1 protein-coding gene is annotated in these 2,350 nt (G+C 49.2%); it reads right to left on the reverse strand.

The genetic code is table 11. The features are described 5' to 3' along the window. Positions 1-2,341 (reverse strand): BREX-2 system adenine-specific DNA-methyltransferase PglX (gene pglX / locus J0A65_RS20735; RefSeq protein ID WP_332874368.1); only part of this gene is annotated, 2,341 nt, incomplete at its 3' end. Positions 2,342-2,350: the final 9 nt, after the last annotated feature.

Consider the following 2,350-nt stretch of genomic DNA (forward strand, 5'->3'; position numbering starts at 1 on the left):
ACTCAATCACAGGCAACTGACCGAGACAGCACAAATCAACATCAATTAATCCGTACAAACCATACACATACCAATCAAGCTCTTCCTGCAAGGCAATCATTCGCCCTTGCAATTCCACATCCATTATTTCTGCATCTTTAAGAGCCTGATGCACGTCCGCTTCAACCTGCTCTAATACATTACTTGGCTGGTGCAACTTTAACTCTAGTGCCAGCTCATCCAGCTTCTGAGCAAGCCGCATAGCCTTACCCACTGAGTCTCCAGCCACAGGAAAGCTTTTTAGCTTAGTGCCATCCCATTCGACCCGCTCTTGCCATTTTCCATCCGAAAATCCGCCACGACCAAAAAAAGTCTGCCTACCCCAGAAACATGCGGTGGAGCTGTTTAACAATCCGAGCAATGCAAAATGCTCTGCTTCCGTTGCAGACGCAGATAGCTTTATAACGGGCGCAGTTTGCTTAAACACTTTGCCACCACGATCCAGCACGAAGTGGTTATGTGTAGCAACAAAGGCAAACGTAATAGAGAGTGGAGAGAGAAATCTCTTTGGAAAGAACATCGAATGCTCATACCAAAGAAGCCCTCTATCCTCAATAAGCTGACCAAAGTCCCTACGATTTTTAAGTACTACCCTGTATCTCCAATAATGCCTAGCTTGCGACTCCGGCAACGGATCAAGAACCTCTGCGGTCTCTTTATCGTAAGGCATGAGGGTATAAGTATCACTCTCAACTGCCCAGTTGCGAATATTTTCACCAATACAATGCGGAACAGTATCCCCATCAAAGCCCAAGGCTTTCACAGAGTTTTGGGGCAGGAAAAATACTGAGTCTTCGCCAGTGTGGGTCGACCTACCAATTCCCTTAATAAATTTCTTAAGATTACTCTTTGCAAACGATTCAAGCTGATCTTTCAACTCAGAAGCACCACCGCCACCGATACTCCATGGGTGTTGCGCGTACGAAGAACGATCCTGTAACGTAACTGTGACATAGTCACTTTCTGCATTCTGTTTAGGCAGCAACTGCACAATTGAGGACCAAACTTTTCCTTGCGCAGCAACTTCCGGCACACCTGGCTCGCCGCGAATACCCAAGACGACCTGAATCTGATCGGATTTCGGCAGCTGATTACGGGCAAAGAGAATGATGGTAGGCGTACTATGACCAGGAATAAAGGCCCCAGAGGTATCAACCACATGAGTTAGGTCTTTGCGCGGCAAATAGTCTTCAATCAGCTTTTTACCAAACTCGCGTTTCATAAAGCTGTTGGCAGTGATCATGCCCATAAAACCGGCCGACTGATTGCCTTCTGGCAAAAGTGTTAAGTCAAAAAAACGCTCGGTAAAAGGGACACCCAGCGAATACTGTCGGTGACAGGTCGGGTATTTATTACGATAAATTTGGTTCAGCGCTTTGTCTTTAACAGTAATGTAGGGCGGGTTACCCACTACCACGTGATAGCGTTGCCCAAGAAGAGTACTCAGCTTATCGGCATCTTCCACTTCGTATACGTGGCTTTTCTCATCCAATAAATCTTGCTGATTGCCCTGTCCTTGCCATTCAAATCGACGACCATGCAAAAGCGAATCGCCACAAGCCAGATTGAAATGAAAGCTAGGCGCATCTTTAATCCTGATGCTACCCGCAGCCTTCATGGCGGCGATAAGAAGACGGAATCGGCAAATGGCAATGGCATAAGGGTTGATGTCGGTGCCATGCACTACGTTGAGCGCACGCTGTGCCAGCTCACGGGTATTAGTACCGGGCTCGCGCTTCAGCCATTGATTGAATACACGCTCGAATGTCGTAAGCAGAAAGTGCCCCGAGCCACAGGTCGGATCGATTAGGCGCAACCCCGCCAGACCGAACGTCTGAATCGCCGGCTCCAGGGTGTAATCGAGAATAAAGCTCTCAACGAATTCCGGGGTTTGCAGCAGCGCGTAACGTTTGCGCACGGACTCTGAAAGATCCTGGTACAGATCCCCAAGAAAACGGGTATCCCAGTGCTGGTCGGAGAAATCGTGCAGGATCTCACCGCTGTCGGCATCGATCCTCTGGAAGAAATCGATCAGACGTTTGGCACCATCAGCCGAAACCGGAATCTGCCAGAGGGGGTTATGGCGATGATCCAAGAGCTCCGCGATCACCGGGTATTTTTCCAGCTCCGCGAATAGATCGAGCAGGTAGTGGCGTTCTTCAAAGGTGGGGTTCTCGTTAAAGTAGGCCACCATGCGCTCTTTAGCCTGCTGCAAGGCATTTCGCCCTTGCGCATCACTCACCGGCCCAGCCAACACCGGCTCAGCCAGTAAGCCATTGTCCTCCAGAAAACGCACGAACACACAGGTCAA

Origin of the sequence: Bowmanella yangjiangensis (assembly GCF_017255015.1) — a bacterium.
GTDB lineage: Bacteria > Pseudomonadota > Gammaproteobacteria > Enterobacterales > Alteromonadaceae > Bowmanella > Bowmanella yangjiangensis.